The following is a 15,926-nucleotide window of genomic DNA, read 5'->3' as shown; positions in this document are numbered from 1 at the left end:
AGCCGCCCGCGACGTGCCGTCGCGCGCCACTCGGAGCGGCAGTTCCATCCTTGACGGGCCGTCAGTCTCACTCGTTCGTGACTCGTCGCGCACCGGTACGCCGGGTAGTGCACCACCCGGAGGCGAACCATGGAACAGACTGCGTTGCGTCCCAAGCCGATGCCGGGTCGCGAACCGGGCGACGGCGATGCGAGTGCGGGCCCCGCCCGTCGGCCGCACGCCGCGCGCCGGCGCGGGCGGCGGCTCACGACCCTGTCGCTCGGCCTGCTGCTCGGGACGGTACTGGTGCTGTCCGGCATCGGGCTGGGCACGGTGGGTGCCACGGTGATCGGCATGAGCAGGCTCGCGGAACTCCAGCGCCAGGCGGGCGAGGCGGGGCAGGCCGGGCCGCCGGCGCCGGGCGCCCGCACCGGTCCCTCCGCCCCGCCGGGGCCAGGGGCGTCCGTGGGACCCGTACCGAAGGCACCGCCGTCACCGGCCGCCGTCGGCGCCACGCTGGCCGTCGAGGTCGTGGACGCGGAGAAGTCGGGCGCCCTGGTCGTGGGCGTGCACCTCCCGGGCCCCGGTCACGCGGCGGGCCTGGTGCGCGGGGACGTGCTGCTCACCTTCGGCGGCCGCCCCGTCGAGTCCGCCGCGGATCTGGCCCGTGCGGTGCGTGCGGCGCGGCCGGGCGAGGAGGTCGTCGTGACGGTGCTCCACGAGAGCGGCGGGTACCAGCAGTTGACGGTGCGCCCGGGGGTCGTCACATGACCACCCGGAAGGCGCCGGTCGGACGTCGCGCGTCGATGTCCCCACCGGACCAGCGGTGTGTTCGCCCGGGAAGGTGATTGATGGTGAGCCGACTTGCAGACGTCAGCTGAAATGGTTGCGCAATGGTGAACCATTAGGCGGCACGGGGTGCCGCCGGGTGCTCCCGCCGGTCCCGGGCCGTCCCGAGCCCGAAACTCCGGCTCATCCGCTCGCGCGGCCCTCCCGGGACGGGCAGGATGCTGCCCGTGGTACCCGTATCGGTTCGAGGAGGCCCCGGATGACCGGCACCGCGGTTGCGCGCTTCACCGCCGACGACTACAGGGCCCGTCTGGAGCGCGCGGCGCGGGCGGCCGAGGACGCCGGGCTCGCCGGGCTGCTGGTGGCGCCCGGCCCGGACCTGGTGTGGCTCACCGGCTACGCGCCCACCGCGATCACCGAGCGGCTCACGGTGCTGATCCTCGCCGCCGGGCAGGACCCCGTCCTGGTCGTCCCCACCCTGGAGGCCCCCGACGCCGCGAAGGCCCCGGGCGCCCCCGCACTGACCCTGCGCGACTGGACCGACGGCAAGGGCCCCTACGCCACCGCCGCCGCCCTCCTCGACGCCGCGGGACGCCTCGGGGTCAGCGACAACACCTGGGCCATGCACCTGCTGGGCCTGCAGAACGCCCTGCCCGGCAGCTCCTACGCCTCCTTCACCGAGGCCCTGCCGATGCTGCGCGCCGTCAAGGACGCCGCCGAGCTGGAACTGCTCGCGGCCGCTGGTGCCGCCGCCGACCAGGCCTTCGAGGAGATCCGGACCGTCCGCTTCGCCGGCCGCCGCGAGTCCGACCTCGCCCGCGACCTCGCCGGACTGCTGCGCCGGTCCGGGCACGAGCAGGTCGACTTCACCATCGTCGCCTCCGGCCCGAACGGCGCCGACCCGCACCATGAGGTCGGCGACCGCGTCATCGAACCCGGCGACATGGTCGTCCTCGACTTCGGCGGCCTCAAGGACGGCTACGGATCCGACACCTCCCGCACCGTCCATGTCGGCGAACCGACCGAGGAGGAGCGCCGGGTCCACGACCTCGTGCGCGAGGCCCAGGAGGCGGGCTTCCGGGCGGTGCGGCCCGGTGTCGCCTGCCAGGAGGTCGACCGGGCCGCGCGTGCGGTGATCGCCGACGCCGGGTACGGCGAGTACTTCATCCACCGCACCGGGCACGGCATCGGCGTCACGACCCACGAACCCCCGTACATGATCGAGGGCGAGGAGCAGCCCCTGGTACCCGGGATGTGCTTCTCCGTGGAGCCGGGCATCTACCTGCCGGGCCGCTTCGGAGTGCGCATCGAGGACATCGTGACGGTGACCGAGGACGGCGGCCGCCGCCTCAACGACACCACGCGCGAGCTGGTCATAGTGGACTGACCGCACCCCAGCGCCCCTGCCACGCACCCGAGTGACGACGGCCCCACCATGACCCAGGCACCGACACCCACCGCGGACACCGTCCGCCGACTCGTCCGTTCCCTGCTCAAGGAGGGCGCGGCAGGCGCGACCGGCGCCGGGCCCGACGTCCGGCCGGTCACCGACTCCGGCGGGGCCGCCACGTGGTGGGTCGGCACCCGTCACGTGCTGCGGCTGGCCCCCGATCGCGAGGCCGCCGTACGCCAGCGCCGGGAACTGCGCCTGCGCGACCTCGTCCGCCCGCACCTGTCCGTCGCCGTGCCGAGCAGCGTGGCGCACGGCGAGTGGGCCCCCGGGCTCACCTTCACGCTGGACACCAGGATGCCCGGCGGCTCGGCGCGGGAGCACGACGTCTCCGCCGTCGGCGAGGCCGATCTGGCAGGACTGCTCTCCGGGCTGCGCGAGGTGCCCGTGCGGCAGGCGGAGACGCTGGGCGTGCCGCGCTCCGCGGCCCGCTCCCTGGAGTCGCTGCGCAGGGCCGCCGCCCGCGCCGCCCAACGCCTGGCCGCCGCCGACGAGTTCGACGCCGGGCTGATGCAGCAGCTCGCCCAGCCGGCCGCCGTCCAGCTCGCCGCGCAGCGGGGCACCGCGGTCCTCGTCCACCACGGACTCACCGGCGACCACCTCGTGGTCGGTGCCGACGGCCGGGTGCGCGGGGTCCTCGGCTGGGCCGACACGGTCGTCGGCGACCCCGCCGAGGACATCGCCGGGCTCGCCCTCGCGGTCGGCTCCCCGGCCGCCGTACGCGCCGCCACCCTCGCCGGTTACGGCGCCCGCCCCTGTCTGCGCGGACTGTGGCTGGCCCGCTGCGACAGCGTCGTACGCCTCGGCGAACACCTCGCCGGGCGGAGCGACGAACCGCTCCCCCTGCTGCGGACGCACCTGCGTCACGCCTGGGAGGCGATCCTGCTGGAACGCGTCACGGAACTGCGCGAGGAGGGCGCGGACGGTACGGACGGCACCGACGACGACATGCTGTGAGCGCGATCCGCTGACGCCGGGAGCCGTTCACGGCTGTTCCAGCACCACGCACGACTCGCCGGGCAGCCGCAGCACCCCTTCCTCGTCCGGTGTGTCGACCGGCTCGAAGGCCGCCAGCACGCGCGCGGGACGCGTGCCCAGGGGGATCCCGGCGACCTCCTTGCCCAGGTTCACCGCGACGCAGACGTCCCCGCGCCGGAAGGCGAGCCAGCGGGCCTCCTCGTCGTGGGCCACCTTCATGTCGGCGAGATCCGGGTCGGTGAGGTCGGGTTGTTCGTGCCGGAGCGCGACGAGCCGGCGGTACCAGTCCAGCACGCGCGCGTGGGGCTCTTGCCCGGGTTCGGACCAGTCGAGGCAGGAGCGGTCCCGGGTCGCCGGGTCCTGCGGGTCCGGAACGTCCTCCTCCGCCCAGCCGTGCGCGGCGAACTCCCGCCGCCTGCCGCGTCGCACGGCCTCCGCCAGTTCGGGATCGGTGTGGTCGGTGAAGAACTGCCAGGGCGTACCCGCCGCCCACTCCTCGCCCATGAACAGCATCGGCGTGAACGGCCCGGTCAGCGTGACCGTCGCCGCACAGGCCAGCAGCCCGGGGGAGAGGGTGGCGGAGAGGCGGTCGCCCTGGGCGCGGTTGCCCACCTGGTCGTGGGTCTGGCTGTAGCCGAGCAGCCGGTGCGCGGCTACCCGGGCGCGGTCCAGCGGACGCCCGTGGTGCCGGTCCCGGAAGCTGGAGTAGGTGCCGTCGTGGAAGTATCCGCCGGTCAGCGTCTTGGCGAGGGCCTCGAGCGGAGCCCGCGCGAAGTCCGCGTAGTAGCCCTGGGCCTCGCCGGTCAGCGCGGTGTGCAGCGCGTGGTGGAAGTCGTCGTTCCACTGCGCCGTGACCCCCAGCCCGCCGTCCGCGCGGGCCGTGATGATCCGCGGGTCGTTCAGATCGGACTCGGCGACGAGGAACAGCGGACGTCCCGTCTCCGCGGCCAGGGCGTCCACGGCGGTCGACAGTTCCTCCAGGAAGTGGCACGCGCGTGTGTCGGCCAGCGCGTGCACGGCGTCCAGCCGCAGCCCGTCGATCCGGTAGTCGCGCAGCCACGCCAGGGCGCTGCCCAGCAGGAAGGCCCGTACCTCGTCCGATCCGGGCGCGTCCAGATTGACGGCCGCTCCCCAAGGGGTGTGGTGCGTGTCGGTGAAGTACGGACCGAACTCGGGGAGGTGGTTGCCGGACGGACCGAGGTGGTTGTGCACGACGTCCAGGACCACGCCCAGGCCGAGTTCGTGGGCCCGGTCGACGAACCTTCTCAGCGCCGCGGGCCCGCCGTAGGGCTCGTGCACCGCCCACAGCGAGACCCCCTCGTACCCCCACCCGTGCCGCCCGGGAAACGGGCACAGCGGCATCAACTCGAGGTGCGTGACGCCCAGTTCGACGAGGTGGCCGAGCCGTTCGGCGGCGGCGTCCAGCGTGCCCCCGGGCGTGAAGGTGCCCACATGCAGCTCGTACAGGACCGCACCCTGCAACGGGCGGCCGGACCACTCGGTGCGCCAGGGACGGCGCCCGTGGTCGACGACCGCGCTCAGCCCGTCCGGACCGTCCGGCTGCCGGCGGGAGCGCGGGTCGGGCCGCACCGGGCCGTCGTCCACCGCGTACCCGTAGCGCGCGCCGTCGCCGGCCTCCGCTTCCCCGGTCCACCATCCCGCTCGGGCCGGATCCCGACCCATCGCGCGCGTGGCGCCCTCGCAATGGAGCGTCACTCGACCGGCCTGTGGTGCCCACACCTCGAACTGCACGGACGGTTCCCCTTCGTCTGCTCACCGTGATGTAGCCCGACCATCGTGCTTCAAGAGCGATCAATCCGCTTGTGAATACCCCCATTTGCGGCGCGGTGTCGTCACGTACGCGCGCGTGGCCGCCCGTTCCCCGGTTTCTGGACACCCGGGGTTCACTGTCCGACAATCACGAGCGTGACGTCCTCCTTCGAGTTCCCCGCCTTTCCCGCGCGGCTCTCCGACGCCGACCGCGACAGGGCGCTGAAGCTGCTGCACGACGGCGTCGCCATGGGCAGGCTCTCGCACGACACGTTCGTCCGGCGCATGGAACTGGCGCTCGCCGCCCGGCGCCCCGACGAGCTGGCCGTCCTCACCGCCGACCTGGCCACCGAGGGACGTGTGTCGCGCATGGTGTTCGGCACCGTCGAGGCGGTGTCCGGCTTCACCGAGCGGCTGCGCCGGGCCTGGCAGGCCGAACGGCTGCCCAAGCTGCTGCTGCCCCACCCGGCCGCCGGGCGCCCGCTGCGCATCGGCCGGGACCCCGGCAGCGGCCTGAGGCTGAACCACGAGACGGTCTCGCGCGTGCACGCCGAACTCAGCCGCCAGGGCGGCATGTGGGTGCTGCGCGACCTCGGATCGACCAACGGCACCACCGTGAACGGCCGGCGGGTCATCGGCGCCGCCGTCGTCCGGGAGGGCGACCTGGTCGGATTCGGGCAGCTGGCCTACCGGCTCGCGGCGAGCTGAACCCGGCCGGCCCGCCCGCCGGACCCGCAAGTCGTGACGCACGGGGCGGTGTTGACGTACACCTGAACTCGTGACTGACTGTGCGTACACCAGATACATCAGGTGAACCGACGGCACCACGGAGGTGTGCCCTGCCGCCACTCCTCCGCTATCCGACCGTCGACGAGCTGCGCTCGCGAGCGGCCGCTCTGGTCGCCCGCCACCCCCGTACGGCCCGGCTGCGCCGTGTCGGTGTCTCGCGCGCGGGGACGCCGCTGTGGCTGCTGTCCCTCGGGCACGGCAGCCGCCAGGCCCTCGTCGTCGCCGGGCCGCACGCCAACGAGCCCGTCGGTGGCGCCACCGTGCTGCGGCTGGCCGAGCGCGCCCTGGCCGACCGCGCGCTCACCGAGGGCGCGGACGCGACCTGGAACCTGCTGCTGTGCCTCGACCCCGACGGCCTGCGGCACAACGAGGGCTGGCTGTCGGGTCCGTACCGCCTGGAGAGGTACTTCCGGCGTTTCTTCCGCCCCGGCTTCCTGGAACAGCCCGAGTGGCTGCCGGAGGGCGCGGCCGGGGCCGCCCTGCCGGAGACACGCGCCCTGCTCGCGCTCCAGGACGAACTGAAACCTTTCTTCCAGTGCTCCCTGCACGGTGTCGACATCGGCGGCGGCTTCGTCGAGCTGACCCGTGAACTGCCCGGACTGCCCCAGCGCGTGGCCCACGCGGCGGCCCGCTTCGCCATCCCGCGCGAACTCGGCGCGTACGACACCCTGTACTGGCCGGGCCTGGGGCCCGCCGTCTACCGGATCCCCTCCCCGCGCCCCGGCGACCTGGCCGCCGCCATCACCGAGGCCGCGGTCGAGTCCACCTGGTACCACCCGCACCGGCACGGCACCGTGACGGCCGTCGTGGAGGCCCCCATGTGGGGCGTGGCCGCCGTGGAGGACGACTCCGTGCCCGTCGACCCGGACGCGGAGCTGCGCACCGTCAGCGGGACGCTGCGCCACGACACGCTGCTGCTGCGCCGGATCCTCGCGCGCGTGCGCCCGCACGTCACGGCTCTCCCGGACGCCGCCCGGCTGCTCGCACCGGTCGACGACTACCTGTTCGTCTGTCCCGGTCTCGCCGACGCCTGGGACCCCGACGGCGACGACCGGGCACGTCCGCTGCCGCAGCTCAGCAGCGCCCATCTGACCGCCCTGCGCATCGCCGGGCGGCGGCTGGCGCTGCGTACGGCGGGCCTGCTGCACCAGCTCGCCACCGGTGCCGGCGGCGTCCCGGCCGGCGTCCTCCCGGAGCTGGACCGGCTCGTCGACGAATGGTGTGCCGACTACCGCGACGAGTGCGGGGCGCACTGGATCCCGGTGCCGCGCCAGGTCGAGTACCAGTCGGAGGTGGTGCTGGCCGCGTTCGAGCTGGCACTGCGCCACGCGCCGGAGAGCTCCCGTTCGGGCGAGCCGGGCTGGGGTTCCGCACCGGTCGTGCCGCTGCATCGGGACTGATGGAGCGACACGGGACGCCCGCTCCGGCAGGCGGTCCGGGTCGCAGGCGGTCCGCGGCGGCGAGTGGGTCGGCGGTGGCGGGCGGTCCGCTGCCGTCGGGTTCAGCCCGACTGTTCGCGCGCGTGCAGCGCCGCCGCGACGACCGTCCGGGACTGGTGCTCGACCTGGTTCTCCAGCGGTACCCAGCGCGCCCGGAACCGCCCGGCGAAGGCGTCGCTCCAGGTGGCGACGAGCCGTTCCAGACGAGGCGCGGCGCGGTCGCCGTTCCGCTGAAGGACCCGCAGCAGCATCGCGGCGGCCCGCAGCGGCAGCCGGCGCCCGAAGGCGTCGACGCTGCCGACGTACGCCATGCTGTGGTCGGCGGGCGGGGTGCACGTCCAGTCCCCGGCCAGCCCCGGAACCAGCTCCAGCCCCCATCTCGCGGCCCGCAGCAGAGGATCGTCGACTCCCTCCAGCCGCGGCTGCGCGTCGGTCAGCACCCGCTCGACCTTCCGGGTGTCGCGCAGCAGACGGCTCGCGAGGCGGCGCATCGCCGCGGCCGGCGCCGGATGCGGGGCCGGGTCGTCCACCAGGTCGCTCGCCCACATCGGCACCTCCACCACCGCGGTCAGACCGCCGTATCGGTGCGCGTGGTACCAGGTGCTGTGCCGTGCGTCGTCCGGCATGCTCGGATAGGCCGCCCCCGTGCCGGGCGACGGCATCACATGGACGCCCGGCCCCGACGCGGGCCAGCCGGCCGCGTCCGAGGCGCCCGTCTCCACGGGGATGTGCAGCTCCGCGGCCGACTTGGCGAACGGCTCCGCCAGGCCCGGGATGTCCTTGGTCAGCTGCACCCAGCTGCCGCCCAGGTCGGTGCCGTGCAGCGTCACCTGGAGGTAGGGGCGCAGCTCGTCGATGACACCGGTCAGGGCACGCGTCTCGGGCGGCAGCCGGTCCGGCGGCAGGACGGCCGGGGACCACTCGGGCTGTTCGGGTCCGGCGGGCCGGAAGAAGCCGAGGTGGTAGTCGTGCAGGCTGCGCGGTGCGGGGGTGACGTGCAGACTCGCCCCGTCCGGGTCCGCGCACAGCAGGAAGTGCCAGGACATCCCGGTGCGCAACGGCCGCTCGTGCACCACGCGTTCGGCCAGCGCGAGGAGCGTGGAGCCCCCGGTCGGTTCGTTGGCGTGGGCGCCCGCCACCACCAGGACGGCACGCCGGGCCCGGCCCACGGACAACAGGTGCAGGGGGCGTCCCGCGCGGGAGACACCGATCTGTCTGAGGGCGCACACGCCGGAATGCTGAGCGGCCAATGTCGCGGCGGACGACACCATTTCGGTCACAGTGGGGTAGCGCAGCTCCGGCAGGAGACTCACCCCCGTCATGTCGCCCCTGCTTCGCACCCGAAGTACCGCACGGCCGTCCTGCGGTGTCAAGAACACCGCAGGGGAGGTGCCGGAGGGCCTTTGGACGGAGGTCTGTGGCACGAGGAGCGCGAGTGCGGTCGGAGGCGACCCTCGCCCCCCCGCCCCGGGCCCGCCCTTTTCAGCCGACCCGCTCCAGCAGGGCGACGGGCAGTGGCGTGAAAAGCTCCTCCACACGGGTCCGCCCGGTGAACTCCCGTGCCGGTGCCAGCACGTCGGCCCACCGGCCCTCCGGCAGCGTCAGCCGGGTGTCACGCCAGCCGCCCGCCTCCGCCAGCCGCAGCGAGAGGCGGGTGACGGCGGCGACGACCTCCCCGGAGCGCGCGTAGGCCACGCAGTGGGCGGCCGCGGGCCCCTCGGCGGCCAGCGGCACGTACGTGGCCGCGTCGCCGAACGCCGCGGGCCGCCGCCCGCGCAGCGCGAGGGCGGCCCTCGTCACCGCCCGCTTCGCCGCGCCGGGATCCGGGGGCGGGAACGCGACCGGGCGGCGGTTGTCGGGGTCGACCAGCGTGCGGTACTCGTCCTCCGTGCCCTGATACAGGTCCGGCACCCCCGGCATCGTCAGATGGACCAGCGCCGTGCCGAGCACGTTCGCCCCGATGTGCGGGTCCAGAGCGGCGCGCAGGGCGTGCACCCGCTCCCCGGGGGCCCCGCACGGCCCGGCGTCGACGAACGCCTCGACCGCCTCCTCGTACGGCGGCTCCTGCTCCGTCCAGCTCGTGTAGAGCCCGGCCTCGCGCACATGCTTGAGCAGCGCCCCGCGGACACGCTCCGGATCCGCCGGGCCCAGTCCGAACACGGTCTGCCAGGCCGCCCACGCCAGCTGGGCGTCCGGCACGCCCTCGCCGGTACGGGTCACCTCGGCCAGCGTGTCCGCCCAGCGCCGCGGGCACTGCGTCAGCACGGCCAGCGCCGCCCGTACGTCCGCGCTGCGCTTGGTGTCGTGCGTCGACACCGCGGTGCCGGTGCCGGGCCAGTCCCGCTGCACGCGCGTGCAGTAGGCGTGGAAGTCCTCCGGCGGCAGCGCCGGGAGCGCGGGATCGCCGCCCACCTCGGTCGCCGACAGCAGCGGCACGTACCGGTAGAACGCGGTGTCCTCCACCGACTTCGCGCGCAGCGCCGAGGACGTCTGCGCGAACCGGGTCCGCAGCTCCACATGGCCGGGGCCGTCGCCGTGGCGGCCGAGCAGCAGGCCGCGCACCACGTCGACGGCACCGGCCTCCTCCGGGACGGCGAACGCCGCCCGCGCCTCGGCGGCGGCCTCCTCGGTGACGACGTCCGCGGCGTCCCCGGGCGTGTACGGCCGGTACACCTCCATCCGGACCAGCAGCTCCCGCAGCGCGGTGTGCAGCGCCCACGGCGCACGATCGCGCAGCGCGAGGTCCGGCGACGCCGCGCACAGCCGGCCGGCCGCACGTGTCAGCCGGTCCACCTCGGCCGACAGCTCGTGCTCCAGCACCCGGTACGCGGCCCGCCGCACCGTCGCCTCCCAGTGCCCGCCCCGGTCGGTCTGCGGCGCGGCGAACCGCCGGTACTGGCCGAGCAGCTCCCCGGCGCCCGCGGGGTCCGTGAACAGGGCGTCGACATGCCGCAGCGCGTCGTAGCCCGTGGTCCCGGCGACGGGCCAGGAGGCGGGCAGGTGCTCCCCGTCCGCGAGGATCTTCTCGACGACCGTCCAGCGGCCGCCCGTCGCCTCGTGCAGTCGCCGGAGGTAGGCGCCGGGGTCGGCCAGTCCGTCCGGGTGGTCGACGCGCAGCCCGTCCACCACGCCCTCGTCGAGCAGCTGAAGGATTTTCGCGTGGGTGGCCTCGAACACCTCAGGGTCCTCCACCCGCACCCCGATCAGCTCGGAGATGCTGAAGAAGCGGCGGTAGTTCAGCTCGGTGCGGGCCAGCCGCCACCACACCGGGCGGTACCACTGGGCGTCCAGCAGCTGCGGCAGCGGCAGCTCCCGGGTGCCCTCGCGCAGTGGGAAGGCGTGGTCGTGGTAGCGCAGCACGTCGCCGTCGACCACCAGGTGGTCGGCCTCCGCGCCGAGCGGCCGCCCGAGCACGGGCACCAGCACCTTGCCGTCCTGCGCCGCCCAGTCGATGTCGAACCACCGCGCGTACGGCGACTCGGGTCCCTCCCGCAGCACCTCCCACAGGGCGTGGTTGTGCCGGGGGGCCATGGCCATGTGGTTCGGCACGATGTCCAGCACCAGCCCCAGGCCGTGCTCGCGCGCCGTTGCCGCGAGCGCGCGCAGCCCGTCCTCACCGCCGAGCTCGGCGCGCACGCGCGCGTGGTCCACGACGTCGTACCCGTGCGGCGAGCCCGGTACGGCCTCCAGAACGGGGGACAGGTGCAGATGCGAGACGCCGAGCGAGGCCAGGTACGGCACGGCCGCCGCCGCGGCCCCGAACGGGAACTCGGGCTGCAGCTGCAACCGGTAGGTGGCCGTCGGCACCGCGGGATCAGGACGCTCAGGTGTCATGGAAGGCTACGTACCCGCCGGGCCGGGTTTCGTGACATCACCCCCTCCAACGGGCCCGCACGCGTGTCCCGGCCGCGTTCACCGGGTGCGCCCCGAGGAGGCGCACCCGAACGGCCCTGGGGCCTGTCGTCGAATTCCCGCCTGCCCCGCGACGCCCGGCACGCTCCCCCACTGCCTGAAAGGCGTGGGAGGTGCCCCCACTCGCCGCACCGGGCGAAAGCCCGGGTACGTCCGGTACGAAGAGTTCCGCCCGGCACTCCCCCAGTCTTCGGCCGGGGGGACCCCCAGAGCGCGCACCGGACGCCGCGGGGCCGCCCTTCGGGCACCGACAGCAATGTGACGACAGGCCCTAGGCCGGCCGCTGCAACACCGTCAGGCTCCGGTCGGGGAGTGTCAGTCCGTCACCCGCCGCCACCTTCGTGCCGGTGCCCGGCGGCACCCCGTCGGGACGGGCCGTGTCGACCACGACCTGCCACTGCCGGCCGTGGTTGACCGGAACCACGAAGTCCAGCGTCCGGGGGGAGGCGTTGAACATCAGCAGGAACGAGTCGTCGGCGATGCGCTCCCCGCGCGCGCCGGGCTCGGAGATCGCGTTGCCGTTGAGGAACACGGTCAGCGCGGACGCCCGGGACGAATCCCAGTCCCGTTGGGTCATCTCGTGGCCCCGCGGGGTGAACCACGCGATGTCGGACAGGTCGTCGTGGGTGCCCTCGACGGGCCGCCCGTGGAAGAAGCGCCGCCTGCGGAAGACCGGATGGTCCTTGCGCAGCCACACCATCGCGCGCGTGAAGTCGAACAAGTCGCGGCCGGCCGACTCGTCGTCCGGCCAGGCCACCCAGGACAGCTCGCTGTCCTGGCAGTAGGCGTTGTTGTTGCCGCGCTGGGTGCGGGCGAACTCGTCCCCGTGGCTGATCATCGGAACACCCTGGGACAGCATCAGCGTCGCGATGAAGTTCCGCATCTGCCGGGCCCGCAGTTCCTGCACGGCCGGGTCGTCGCTCTCGCCCTCCGCGCCGCAGTTCCAGGACCGGTTGTGGCTCTCGCCGTCGCGGTTGTCCTCGCCGTTGGCCTCGTTGTGCTTGTCGTTGTACGACACCAGGTCGTTCAGGGTGAAGCCGTCGTGGCAGGTGACGAAGTTGATGGAGGCCAGCGGCCGGCGCCCGTCGTCCTGGTACAGGTCGGACGAACCGGTGAGCCGGGAGGCGAACTCCGCGAGCGTGCGCTGCTCGCCCCGCCACAGGTCGCGCACGGTGTCGCGGTACTTGCCGTTCCACTCCGTCCACAGCGGCGGGAAGTTGCCCACCTGGTAGCCGCCCTCGCCCACGTCCCACGGCTCGGCGATCAGCTTCACCTGGGACACCACCGGGTCCTGCTGCACCAGGTCGAAGAACGACGACAGCCGGTCCACCTCGTGGAACTGGCGGGCCAGCGTCGCCGCGAGGTCGAAGCGGAACCCGTCGACATGCATCTCGGTGACCCAGTAGCGCAGCGAGTCCATGATCAGTTGCAGCACGTGCGGGGACCGCATCAGCAGGGAGTTGCCGGTGCCGGTCGTGTCCATGTAGTACCGCGGGTCGTCGGCGAGGCGGTAGTACGACTGGTTGTCCAGGCCGCGGAAGGACAGCGTCGGACCGAGGTGGTTGCCCTCGGCGGTGTGGTTGTAGACCACGTCCAGGATGACTTCGATGCCCGCCTCGTGCAGCGCCCGGACCGCCGACTTGAACTCCAGCACCTGCTGCCCGCGGTCGCCCCAGGAGGCGTAGGCGTTGTGGGGGGCGAAGAAGCCGATCGTGTTGTAGCCCCAGTAGTTGTTCAGGCCCATGTCGACCAGCCGGTGGTCGTTGACGAACTGGTGTACGGGCATGAGCTCCAGGGCGGTGACGCCCAGGTCGGTGAGGTGCTCTATGACCGCCGGATGGGCGAGGGCGGCGTAGGTGCCGCGCAGTTCCTCCGGCAGCCCCGGGTGCCGCATGGTCAGGCCCTTCACATGGGCCTCGTAGATCACCGTGTGGTGGTACTCGGTGCGGGGCCGCCGGTCGTCGCCCCAGTCGAAGTACGGGTTCACCACGACCGACGACATGGCGTGCGGGGCGGAGTCCAGGTCGTTGCGCTTGTCGGGGGCGCCGAAGGGATAGCCGTACACCTCCTCGCCCCAGCCGACCGAACCGCTGATCGCGCGCGCGTACGGGTCGAGCAGCAGCTTCGCGGAGTTGCAGCGCAGACCCCGCTCCGGGGCGTAGGGGCCGTGGACGCGGAAGCCGTACCGCTGCCCGGGCATGACGCCCGGCAGGTACGCGTGCCGCACGAACGCGTCGCTCTCCCGCAGTTCCACCGCGGTCTCCGAGCCGTCGTCGTGCAGCAGACACAGCTCTACTCGGTCCGCGGCCTCCGTGAAGACCGCGAAGTTGGTGCCGGCGCCGTCGTAGGTGGCGCCGAGGGGATATGCCTCTCCAGGCCAGACCTGCATGGACACGACTCTTCCAGGTGTACCGCCGCCATGGGACCGCCTTGGCCCCGGGTCTCCACAAAAGTGATGGAACCCCTTGTCATTTGCTCCCCTCTTAGCGGTCGACCAGTGCATACCGAGGTATGCCGAACCATTGGGGCAAAAACACGTACTCCCGGACCGACAGGGGGAGTAGGGGGAAGATGTGCGCGAATTAGTGCGCCGCCACCTGGGCAAGGTGGTGGCCGGGACGGCCGTCGCGGTGGCGGGGACCGCCGTGATGGCCGGGATCACCCTGCCGGGCACGGCGGGCGCGGACGACACCGCCGGGGGAACGGCGGACGGCCGCGGCGGGCGGCCGGTCCGCGGGACCGGCCCGCAGGGGCAGGCGGCGGTGCCGCCCGCGGTCGTCGAGGCGGCCCCGGCCCAGGGCGAGAAGGGCACCGGACGGGACCCGCTCACCGACGACGAGATCGAGCGGGTCGAGCGGATCGCCCTCGACCGGCGGCTGCGCAGCTCCGGCGAGGCTGTCGACGGGGGCCGCGGCGCACAGCGCCTCGGGGCGGAACTCGCGGACCCGGAGACCGGCGAACTGGACGATCCGCGCGCGCCCCGGCGGGCGGACGTCAGGTTCTACGACTACCGCGACGACACGCTCGTCACCCGGACCGTCGACCTCGGCACGGGGAAGGTCGAGCGGACCGCCACCCAGCGCGGCGTGCAGCCGCCGCTCGGCCGTGCCGAGACCACCGAGGCCGCCCGGCTGCTGATCGCCGACCCGCTGGGCGCGGGACTGCGGGCGGACCACGAGGACGCCACCGGCAAGGAACTCACCTCGCCCGGCCAGTTGCTCCTGAACAGCATGGTCTACCGGGCCTCCCCGGGCGCCCAGCCCGCCGCGCTCGACCGCTGCGGGGAGCACCGCTGCGTACGCCTGTTCCCGAAGGTCAAGAACGGGCCGTGGATCGACACCCGTTCCCTGGTGGTCGATCTGAGCACCCGCACCGTGGCCCGGCTCGCCCGCTGAGCGGCAGCCCCCGCACGACCGGTCCGTTCACCTTTCCCACTTGCTCATTCCGGCAAGTCCTCCGCAGGGGAGTCACTTCGACATGCCCGTGATCAGACACAGCAGTGCCCGCAGGCGGACGGCCCTGGCCCTCGCCGTGGCCGGGCTGGCCGCCGGCGCCACGACCGGCGCCGGGCCCGCCGCCGCACAGCCGAAGGCCGCCCCGGCGCCGGCCGCCGAGTGCAGCGCCGCGTACCGCATCGAGCAGAAGCTCACCACCGGCACCACCTGGCGCATGTGCTGGCGGTACCACAAGGAGGCCGGCCTCGTCCTGGAGCACATCTCGTACCAGCCGCCCGCCGAGGCCCGGCCCGTCAAGGTGCTGGCGACGGCCAGGCTCGGCCAGATCCACGTGCCCTACGACGACGGCAGGAACGAGTACAGCGACCTCACCCAGGCCGGGTTCGGGCAGGGGCTGATGGATCTGGCCCCGGGCGAGTGCCCGGGCGGCACGATCAAGACCGTCCGGGTGCCCGACGCGTGGGATCCGTCCCGTGAGAACGTCAAGGGCCTGTGCACGACCACCCGTTCCCGCGGACACGCGTACCGCATGCAGGGCGACACTGCGAACAAGGTGTTCCAGAAGCAGGGCAAGGACCTGCTCGTCTACACCGTCAACCAGGTCGGCTGGTACGAGTACATCACCGAGTGGCGCTTCCAGGACGACGGCACGATCACCATGAACGTCGGCGCCACCGGCACCCTCGCCCCCGAGGACTACGACGCCGGGGACGGCCGCGGCTGGCCCATCGGCAAGGGCGCGAAGGACTACGCCACCAGCCACAGCCACAACGTCTTCTGGCGGCTCAACTTCGGTCTCGACGGCTCCTCCAAGGGGAAGGTCGAGCAGTACGACTCCAAGGTCAGCTCCCCGGCCGGCGGCCGTCCCGCGCCGACCAACAGAACCACCCGCACCGAGGTCGTCCGCGAACTCGCCGGTGACGCCCGGAACATGCGGTGGTGGCGCGTGGTCAGCGCGACCGGCAAGAACAAGGACGGACACGCCCGCTCCTACGAGATCGTCCCGGGACCCAGCGCCAAGTACCCCGGACGCGGCTACACCAAGCACGACGTGTACTTCACCGAGTACGACAAGTGCGAGCAGTTCGCCAGCGACAACCTGCCCGACTGCGGCGCGGGGCACGGGAAGTCGGTGGACAAGTGGGTCGACGGACAGGTGCTCGAGCACCCGGTCGTCTGGGTGAACATCGGCTTCCACCACATCGCCCGCGACGAGGATCAGCAGCCCATGCCGGTGCACTGGCAGGGCCTGTCCATCGCCCCGCGCGACGTGACGGCTATGAATCCGCTCACGCCCGCCGAGCTGGCCGATCAGAACGGGCACCGGGAATAAGGAAGTTGGGAAACGAGCCTGTCCATCCGGCT

11 protein-coding genes are annotated in these 15,926 nt (G+C 73.4%); 7 read left to right on the top strand and 4 right to left on the bottom strand.

The genetic code is table 11. The features are described 5' to 3' along the window. Window positions 1–129 precede the first annotated feature (129 nt). The 3 genes from DN051_RS10545 (at window position 130) to DN051_RS10535 (ending at window position 3,175) form a co-directional block, all read left to right on the top strand. Window positions 130–750: a PDZ domain-containing protein gene (locus DN051_RS10545; RefSeq protein ID WP_112438581.1), complete on the top strand. Its 621-nt coding sequence runs from the start codon at window positions 130–132 to the stop codon at window positions 748–750. A gap of 277 nt (window positions 751–1,027) precedes the next feature. Then, on the top strand, window positions 1,028–2,155 hold the full coding sequence (locus DN051_RS10540; protein ID WP_112438580.1) for an aminopeptidase P family protein: 1,128 nt from the start codon (window positions 1,028–1,030) through the stop codon (window positions 2,153–2,155). A 48-nt stretch (window positions 2,156–2,203) separates the two neighbouring features. Further along, window positions 2,204–3,175 carry an aminoglycoside phosphotransferase family protein gene (locus tag DN051_RS10535; protein WP_053758349.1) on the top strand — a complete coding sequence of 324 codons (972 nt, stop codon included), beginning with the start codon at window positions 2,204–2,206 and terminating at the stop codon, window positions 3,173–3,175. A gap of 27 nt (window positions 3,176–3,202) precedes the next feature. On the opposite strand, the gene treZ is transcribed toward DN051_RS10535, so the two are convergent. Next, complete coding sequence (gene treZ / locus DN051_RS10530) at window positions 3,203–4,948, bottom strand: malto-oligosyltrehalose trehalohydrolase (RefSeq protein WP_112438579.1); 1,746 nt, start codon at window positions 4,946–4,948, stop codon at window positions 3,203–3,205. A 174-nt stretch (window positions 4,949–5,122) separates the two neighbouring features. Here treZ and DN051_RS10525 point away from each other — a divergent pair, with 174 nt between their 5' ends. Together DN051_RS10525 and DN051_RS10520 are read left to right on the top strand one after the other, a co-directional pair. Beyond that, a complete protein-coding gene (locus tag DN051_RS10525) occupies window positions 5,123–5,674 on the top strand; it encodes an FHA domain-containing protein (RefSeq protein WP_053758347.1) in 552 nt (183 codons plus the stop codon). 80 nt (window positions 5,675–5,754) lie between these two features. Next, a complete protein-coding gene (locus DN051_RS10520; RefSeq protein ID WP_112438578.1) occupies window positions 5,755–7,155 on the top strand; it encodes a M14 family zinc carboxypeptidase in 1,401 nt (466 codons plus the stop codon). A gap of 101 nt (window positions 7,156–7,256) precedes the next feature. On the opposite strand, the gene DN051_RS10515 is transcribed toward DN051_RS10520, so the two are convergent. The 3 genes from DN051_RS10515 to glgX form a co-directional block, all read right to left on the bottom strand. Continuing rightward, window positions 7,257–8,507, bottom strand: a complete 1,251-nt coding sequence (locus DN051_RS10515) for a M14 family zinc carboxypeptidase (RefSeq protein WP_053758345.1) — start codon at window positions 8,505–8,507, stop codon at window positions 7,257–7,259. A 169-nt stretch (window positions 8,508–8,676) separates the two neighbouring features. Then, on the bottom strand, window positions 8,677–11,028 hold the full coding sequence (gene treY / locus DN051_RS10510) for a malto-oligosyltrehalose synthase (protein ID WP_112438577.1): 2,352 nt from the start codon (window positions 11,026–11,028) through the stop codon (window positions 8,677–8,679). A 349-nt stretch (window positions 11,029–11,377) separates the two neighbouring features. Next, window positions 11,378–13,495, bottom strand: coding sequence for a glycogen debranching protein GlgX (gene glgX / locus DN051_RS10505; protein WP_112442211.1), 2,118 nt, complete (start codon window positions 13,493–13,495; stop codon window positions 11,378–11,380). 184 nt (window positions 13,496–13,679) lie between these two features. Between glgX and DN051_RS10500 the strand changes: the two genes are divergently transcribed. Together DN051_RS10500 and DN051_RS10495 are read left to right on the top strand one after the other, a co-directional pair. Continuing rightward, window positions 13,680–14,501, top strand: a complete 822-nt coding sequence (locus tag DN051_RS10500; RefSeq protein ID WP_112438576.1) for a Tat pathway signal sequence domain protein — start codon at window positions 13,680–13,682, stop codon at window positions 14,499–14,501. Between the two features lie 82 nt (window positions 14,502–14,583). Further along, the gene (locus DN051_RS10495) at window positions 14,584–15,894 is read left to right on the top strand and encodes a copper amine oxidase (RefSeq protein WP_053758342.1); all 1,311 of its coding nucleotides are present in this window, start codon (window positions 14,584–14,586) and stop codon (window positions 15,892–15,894) included. Window positions 15,895–15,926: the final 32 nt, after the last annotated feature.

The sequence above is a fragment of the Streptomyces cadmiisoli genome (assembly GCF_003261055.1).
Classification (GTDB): Bacteria; Actinomycetota; Actinomycetes; order Streptomycetales; family Streptomycetaceae; genus Streptomyces; species Streptomyces cadmiisoli.
This window is presented reverse-complemented; position numbering and strand designations above follow the sequence as displayed.